Consider the following 6,196-nt stretch of genomic DNA (forward strand, 5'->3'; position numbering starts at 1 on the left):
CGCCGCGCCACAGCTCCAGCGCCTCGCGCAGCAGTGCGGCCGCCCGCCGGGCGTCGCCCTTGCTCAGCGCCTGCCTGCCCGCGCCGGCCAGCCGCTCGAACCGCCGGGCATCGACGTCCCCGGGGTCCACGGCCAGCCGGTAGCCCGCCGGATGGAATTCCACCCGCTCCCTGCCGAGCACCCTGCGCAGCCGTGACACCTGTGCCTGGAGCGCGTTCGCCGCGCCGTCCGGCGGCTGCCCGCCGTACAGGCCGTCCACCAGGTGATCGGAGCGGACGACGCGTCCCGCGTCGAGCGCCAGCAGCGTGAGCAGGCCCCGCACCCGGGGACCGCCGAGGGGGACCGGCTTCCCGTCCTCGCCCACGACCTGGGTGGGACCAAGGATCTCGAAGCGCATGCCTCGATTATCAGGGCTTGGGGAGGATCGCCGCGATCTGCCGGTACGTAAGCAGGGACGCGTCGCGATTCCCGGCCTACTCCTCAGGCCGCCAGCCGTTCCGGCTTCCCGGAGTCCACCTCGGGCTCGGGCGTCGCGGCGGTGGGCGCGGCGGGGTGCGCTCTGCGGGCGGAGGCCACGGCCATGACCGCGACCAGGGCGATCTCGGCGAGCACGAGGCCGCGTTCGAGCAGGCCGTAGTAGGCGTCGCCGTTGATCGGCGATGAGGTGAACGACGCCGGGTGCGCGGCGAGGAACCCGGCCAGCGCGAGCGCCGACGTCGCGCTCATGGCCCGCACCGCGTTCCACCGCGGCAGGGGCTCGTACCGCCTGGCCAGCGCCCAGCCCGCGACGGGCAGGGCGGTGAAGAAGACGGCGGCCGACCAGCGGTGGATCTCGCCTCCCAGCGAGCTGACCTCCGACAGGCCGGGATCGGTGGGGAAGAGCGCGCTCAGCATGAGGCCCGCCGCGCCGGCCACGAGCAGCACCCGGGTCGCCGCGCTGCGGGAGGGCTCGCGCGCCGCCAGCCCGTACGCCAGGAAGAGGCACGCGCCCGCGAGCGCCAGCATGCCGATCAGCACGGGCGCCATCCCGCCGGACACCAGCGCGTAGTCGCTGATCAGCGGCCGCGCGGGCAGCGCCACCTGCACGTAGCCGAGAGCGACGGCGGACACCACTGCCCCGGAGACCGCGCCGGCCTCCGCGCCGGACACCCTGCCTGGAGTCATCGCGTCACCTCATCGTAGATCTGCTCGAACCGGGCGAGAGAGTTCTGGTGGTCGTGCGTGATCGCCAGCCCACGGCTGGCCCGTCCGAGGCGGGCGCGCAGCTCGTCGTCGGTCAGGATGGCGGTCAGGTGGCCGGCCAGGGTCAGGACGTCGCCCGGCTGGTACAGGTAGCCGTTGCCGTCCACCAGGTGGGGCAGCGCCATCGCGTCGGCCACCACCACGGGCAGGCCGCTGGCCATCGCCTCCAGCGTGGCGATGCTCTGGAGTTCGGCGACGCTCGGCATGGCGAAGACGTCGGCGGCGGCGAACGCCTGCGGCATGTTCTCGTCGGGCACGAACCCGAGGAAGGACACCCGCTCGCCGATCCCGATGCGCTTGGCCAGCCTCTCCAGCTCGGGCCGCTGGTTGCCCCGGCCGACGATCGCCAGCTGCGCGTCGGTGGTGTTGAGCACGTGCGGCAGGGCGCGGACGAGCTCGTTCAGGTGCTTCTCCTCGTCCAGGCGGCCGACGAACAGGATGGTGGGCCGGTCCGGCAGGTCGAACAGCTTGCGCGCCCAGTGCTTCGGCTCGGTGTGCGGGTGGAAGCGGGTCAGGTCGATGCCGCAGGAGACGGGTTCGACGGGGCGGGTGAAGCCCTGGTCGCCGAGCAGTTTGGCGGCCAGCGGCGTCGGCGTGGTGACGTGATCGGTCCGGTCGAAGATCCGCTTGAAGTCGCGCCAGGCCAACCTGCCCGCCCTGGCCCGCAGCCGGTCGGGGATGTGGCCGAACTGGAAGAGGTTGTCGGGCATGAAGTGGTTGGTGGCCACCACGGGCACGCCGCGGCGGAGGGCGGCGGCGATGGCGGCCCGGCCGACGACGAAGTGGCCCTGGGTGTGCAGGACGTCGGGGTCGACGGAGGCCATCAGCCGGTCCAGGCGGGTGGGGATGGTGACGCGCATGGTGGGGTGCACCAGCAGCGGGGCGGAGCGGAGGCGGTGCATCACCACGCCCTCGACCACGTCGGCGGTGGCCGGACCCTGGTCCGACTGGCAGACCACGTGCACGTTGTTGCCGCGGGCGGCCAGGCCGGTGGCCAGGCGGTGGGTGAAGTACGCGGTGCCGTTGACGTCCGGCGGATAGGTGTCGGTGGAGATCAGGATCCGGCGGGGCCGCTCGGCGACGGGCTCGAGTTCGGCCACGCCGGCGGCGCGGTGGAGGGGGACGACCATGGGGAGACTCCGTTTCACAGGTGAACGCCGGCCGGCGTGGGGAGCGCCGGAGCGGTTGATCAGAGATCGGGGATGGGGAGGCGGGGACTTGGCGGGGGAGCGAATCGGCCGGGTCAGTGGCGGGCCTCCAGCGGGGTCGTTCTGGCCAGGGCAATGGTCCCGGCCGCCGTCAGCGCCGCCGCGGCGACCGGGACGACGCCCGTGGGCAGGGGCTCTCCGAGCAGCAGCGCGCCGAAGGCCACCGCGGTGAGCGGGTCGGCGATCTGCAGCGAGGCGAACGAGACGCCGAAGTGGCCCACGGCGTACGCCCGCTGGAGCATCATGAGCGCCAGCAGGGCGGGAGCCGGGAGCGCCAGCAGATACCACCAGTTCCACGTGCCGTCCACCAGCACCCGGACGAGCGTGGCGGTCGCCCCGTACAGCACACCGGAGCTGGTGGCGAGCAGCGCCGCCCGGCCCGCGGGGGAGGCGGCCCGCGAGCCCGCCCACAGCAGCACCGCCGCGACACCGGAGATCCCGAGCAGCGTCAGAACCCCAGACGGGCCGAGGTGGGTGGGCCCTTCGGACTCGGGCACGAGCAGCACCAGGCCGACCAGCCCCGCCGCGACCACACCGGCGGCGGCCAGCTCCTTGTGAGAGGGCCTGCGACCCTGCAGCGTGGCCGCGATCGGCAGGGCGAACAGCAGGCTCGCGACCCCCATGGGCTGCACGATCGTCAGCGGGCCGAGGCCGAGGGCGACGATGTGCAGCCCGCCGCCCGCCAGGATGGACACGCAGCCGAGCAGCCAGCGTGGCCGGCGTACCAGCGCCAGCAGACCCGGCTTGGCGATGCCGGCTGCCGGGCCGGATCCGGAGCCGCCCTCCACCGGGCACCGCCTGGCGACACCGGCCGCCTCGAACTGCTGCAGCGCGGCTCCGACCGCGAAGAACAGCGAACCGACCAGCGCGACTACCGCGGCCAGCACACTCATGCCCACTCCTCTCACCTGGATGGTCACGGGGCAGGGTCAAACGGACATGTCCACCGGACGTCGTTCGGAGGAAGCCTGGGTGGCGCGTCGCTTCCTGAGCCAGCGCACAAACTCGACGACCCCGGTGATGGACAGCGCGATGCCGAGGCCCAGCAGCAGCCCCTTGACGGGGTCGTTCTCGAACGCCATCCCGCCGAAGAACCCGATCAGCCCCGAGTACACGGCCCACGACGAGGCGGCGATCGCGTCGAAGAGCGTGAACGAGCGCAGCGGGTAGCGCACCGCGCCCATGGTCACCGTGGTCGCCGTACGCCCGCCGGGGACGTACCGGGCGACCACGAGGACCAGCCCGCCCCGTTCCGCCAGCGCCTTCCTGGCCCACACGAACGCCTTGCGACCGCGGAACCTGCCCGCCCACTTGTTGCCGATCAGGTAGGAGACGTGGTCACCGGCGAACGCGCCGAGCGCCGCCACCAGGATCACCAGGGCGAGATTCGTCTGCCCGGACGCGGCGAACACCCCCGCGGTGATAACTGCCGTCTCCGCGGGCACGATCGGGAAGAACCCGTCGAGCACCGCCAGAGCGAAGATCGCCACGTATAACCACGGTGACGACATCGCCTGGTGGACCAGGTCGAGGATGGCGTGCGACATGCGCGTGAACTCCGATCGTCAGGGGTCCTCACCAGCCTGTCGGCGTGAGGAGCCGCGAGACATCGGGGAAACCCCCGGTCGAACGCGGGCCCCCGCCCCGAGAAGGCTCAGGGCCGTACACCCTGAGGCAGGAACTCCTCCGTTGACACCCATCGATCAAACCGGGTCACGGCGCGGAAGGCAGGAGTGCCCGTATCCGCCTTTGCGGTAGTGCCAGCCCTACCCCTGTAGGGGCCTTCTCTCCACCCCCGGCTCCCAGGGGCGTTCCCCGTCCGGGGGAGGCGGTCAGGCGTGGGCCACGTGCAGGCGGCGCAGCACCCGCTTGAACGCGATGACCGAGAACGTGATCGCGCACCCGCTGATCAGTGCCACCGCTGACGTCCTGAGCAGCATGAACGTGCCGATCGTCTCGTGCAGCGCCAGCCAGATGCTCACCGTCGAGTTCGCCAGCAGCACGAACGCCCACAGCAGCGTGATCCGCGCGAAGAACCTGCGCATCCGCTCGTGCCGGAGCACCGCCGACGGCAGGTGGATGTAGTCGAGCGTGAGCTTCTGCACCAGCGGCCTGTTCAGCCGCACCGAGGCGAGGAACGCCATGCTGATGCAGATCGTGCCCAGCTCGGGCTGGATGAAGTAGACCACCCAGCTCCCTGTCCAGAGCCCCACCGCCGCCCGTACGGTGACGGCGATCGCCGCCAGGAACATCGTGGCCGGCACCCTGATCCCCCTGAACAGCCGCCACGCCACCCCGAGGTAGACCCACGACACGGCCGCGATGAGCGCCCCGGTCATCCCCAGCACCGCCAGAGCCGCGTAGAACACCGCGAGCGGCGCCACCACCCCTTCGAGCAGCCGGGGCACCGCCTGGCGGGCGAGGGACGTGAGGCGTGGCAGGGTTACCGGGGGATGGTTCAAGGCTGCTCCGCGGATAGGCCGATGACCAGCGGCTACCCGGGTTTCGGGCGACCAGGCTTGCCGGATGGCCGGATCGGGGTTACTCCGTGCTTACCCCGGCGCACCTTGGGGGCGCGCGCCGGTGGCTTACCGTACCTGACGGTCCGGCATGCCACCGCCTCTTTTGCCTCATAGAGGAGTCTGGGCATGGCCGGCCTTGTTGCGGTCAGTAATACAGTGAGCACTGTTTGCCGTGATTCGCTATCACGTGCGGCGATCCGCGTTCACCATGAGCCCATGGAGAGGGAGCGTACGCCCAGAGCGGGGATGACCCTGGTGACGACGGGCGTCCTGGCGGTGGCGCTGGGCGCGACGTTCGTGGCCGTGGGGCTGGAGCGGGCGGATCAGCTGGCCAGTGTGCTGGGCGCGCTCCTGGGGCTGGCCGGGCTGGGAGCGTCGGTGTACGGGCTGTTGCGCCCGGCTCCCGGGCAACGTCCCGCGGATGCCGGAGCCGCCACGCCCGCTCCCGAGGCGGCGCGCCACTACGGCGGGGACCACATCGAGATCAGCGGGAACACCGTTCACGGCGACGTCGTGCACGGCCCGGTCGTCGGCAAGGTCGGAACGATCCAGAACGTCGGAACGATCCAGAACACCGAGCACCACCACCACTATCCGGACTCCGCTCACCCGCGACCCCTGTGGGAGGGCTGCCCGTACCGGGGTCTCGCACCGTTCGGCGAGCGCGACGCCGAGATCTTCTACGGTCGCGAGCAGACCACCGCCCAGCTGGCGCAGATGCTGGCCGCACGGCTGGACCAGGTGGGCGTGCTCGTGGTCACCGGGCCGTCCGGTGTGGGCAAGTCGTCGCTGTTACGGGCCGGGCTGCTGCCCCACCTCAAGCAGGGTCTCCTGCCCGGCGTGCCGGAGAGCGCCGGCTGGCCGCACCTGGTGATGACCCCTGGCGCGGATCCGCTGACCGAGCTGGCCGTTCAACTGGCCGCGCTGACCGGTACGGATCCGGTGAGCGTCCGGCGCACGCTGGCCGAGCACCCCGATCAGGCGCATCTGCTGTTCCGCCAGGCGGTGCTGGCGAAGACCGGCGCGGCCGGCCCCGCCGAGGGCCGGTTGGTGGCGGTCGTCGACCAGTTCGAGGAGATCTTCACCGTGGAGCCGACGGACCCGTCGGTCCAGGCGTTCACGGCGGCGCTGCGCGACGCGGCCGAGACGCCCACCGGCCCGGCCCGGCGGCCGGCCGGGCTGATCGTCATCGGGGTGCGGGGCGACGCGTGGGACCGCTGCGCG

At 72.1% G+C, this 6,196-nt stretch carries 7 protein-coding genes; 1 reads left to right on the forward strand and 6 read right to left on the reverse strand.

Features of this window, described 5'->3' with window-relative positions; genetic code table 11:
• The 6 genes from DQW85_RS29465 to DQW85_RS29490 all read right to left on the reverse strand — a co-directional run.
• Positions 1 to 397 (reverse strand): AfsR/SARP family transcriptional regulator (locus tag DQW85_RS29465; protein WP_205315501.1); only part of this gene is annotated, 397 nt, incomplete at its 3' end.
• 83 nt (positions 398 to 480) lie between these two features.
• Positions 481 to 1,164, reverse strand: a complete 684-nt coding sequence (locus tag DQW85_RS29470) for a DUF998 domain-containing protein (RefSeq protein WP_113703111.1) — start codon at positions 1,162 to 1,164, stop codon at positions 481 to 483.
• Positions 1,161 to 2,372, reverse strand: a complete 1,212-nt coding sequence (locus tag DQW85_RS29475; protein WP_113703112.1) for a glycosyltransferase — start codon at positions 2,370 to 2,372, stop codon at positions 1,161 to 1,163. The genes DQW85_RS29470 and DQW85_RS29475 overlap by 4 nt, the downstream gene beginning before the upstream one ends.
• A 113-nt stretch (positions 2,373 to 2,485) precedes the next feature.
• A complete protein-coding gene (locus DQW85_RS29480) occupies positions 2,486 to 3,343 on the reverse strand; it encodes a DMT family transporter (RefSeq protein WP_205315502.1) in 858 nt (285 codons plus the stop codon).
• A gap of 36 nt (positions 3,344 to 3,379) precedes the next feature.
• Positions 3,380 to 3,997 carry a DedA family protein gene (locus DQW85_RS29485; RefSeq protein WP_113703113.1) on the reverse strand — a complete coding sequence of 206 codons (618 nt, stop codon included), beginning with the start codon at positions 3,995 to 3,997 and terminating at the stop codon, positions 3,380 to 3,382.
• 285 nt (positions 3,998 to 4,282) lie between these two features.
• Positions 4,283 to 4,912 (reverse strand): VC0807 family protein, encoded by a 630-nt coding sequence (locus tag DQW85_RS29490; protein WP_113703114.1) that lies wholly within the window; start codon positions 4,910 to 4,912, stop codon positions 4,283 to 4,285.
• 276 nt (positions 4,913 to 5,188) lie between these two features.
• Here DQW85_RS29490 and DQW85_RS29495 point away from each other — a divergent pair.
• Positions 5,189 to 6,196, forward strand: a 1,008-nt coding sequence (locus DQW85_RS29495) for an ATP-binding protein (protein WP_162795474.1), incomplete at its 3' end; no start/stop codon positions are given.

The sequence above is a fragment of the Nonomuraea lactucae genome (assembly GCF_003313395.1).
GTDB classification, from domain to species: Bacteria; Actinomycetota; Actinomycetes; order Streptosporangiales; family Streptosporangiaceae; genus Nonomuraea; species Nonomuraea lactucae.

Bases quoted from the DNA above. Each gene is read 5' to 3' on its own strand.
- DQW85_RS29470 (WP_113703111.1), bottom strand. From the start codon at position 1,164: ATGACTCCAGGCAGGGTGTCCGGCGCGGAGGCCGGCGCGGTCTCCGGG.
- DQW85_RS29475 (WP_113703112.1), bottom strand. From the start codon at position 2,372: ATGGTCGTCCCCCTCCACCGCGCCGCCGGCGTGGCCGAACTCGAGCCC.
- DQW85_RS29480 (WP_205315502.1), bottom strand. From the start codon at position 3,343: ATGAGTGTGCTGGCCGCGGTAGTCGCGCTGGTCGGTTCGCTGTTCTTC.
- DQW85_RS29485 (WP_113703113.1), bottom strand. From the start codon at position 3,997: ATGTCGCACGCCATCCTCGACCTGGTCCACCAGGCGATGTCGTCACCG.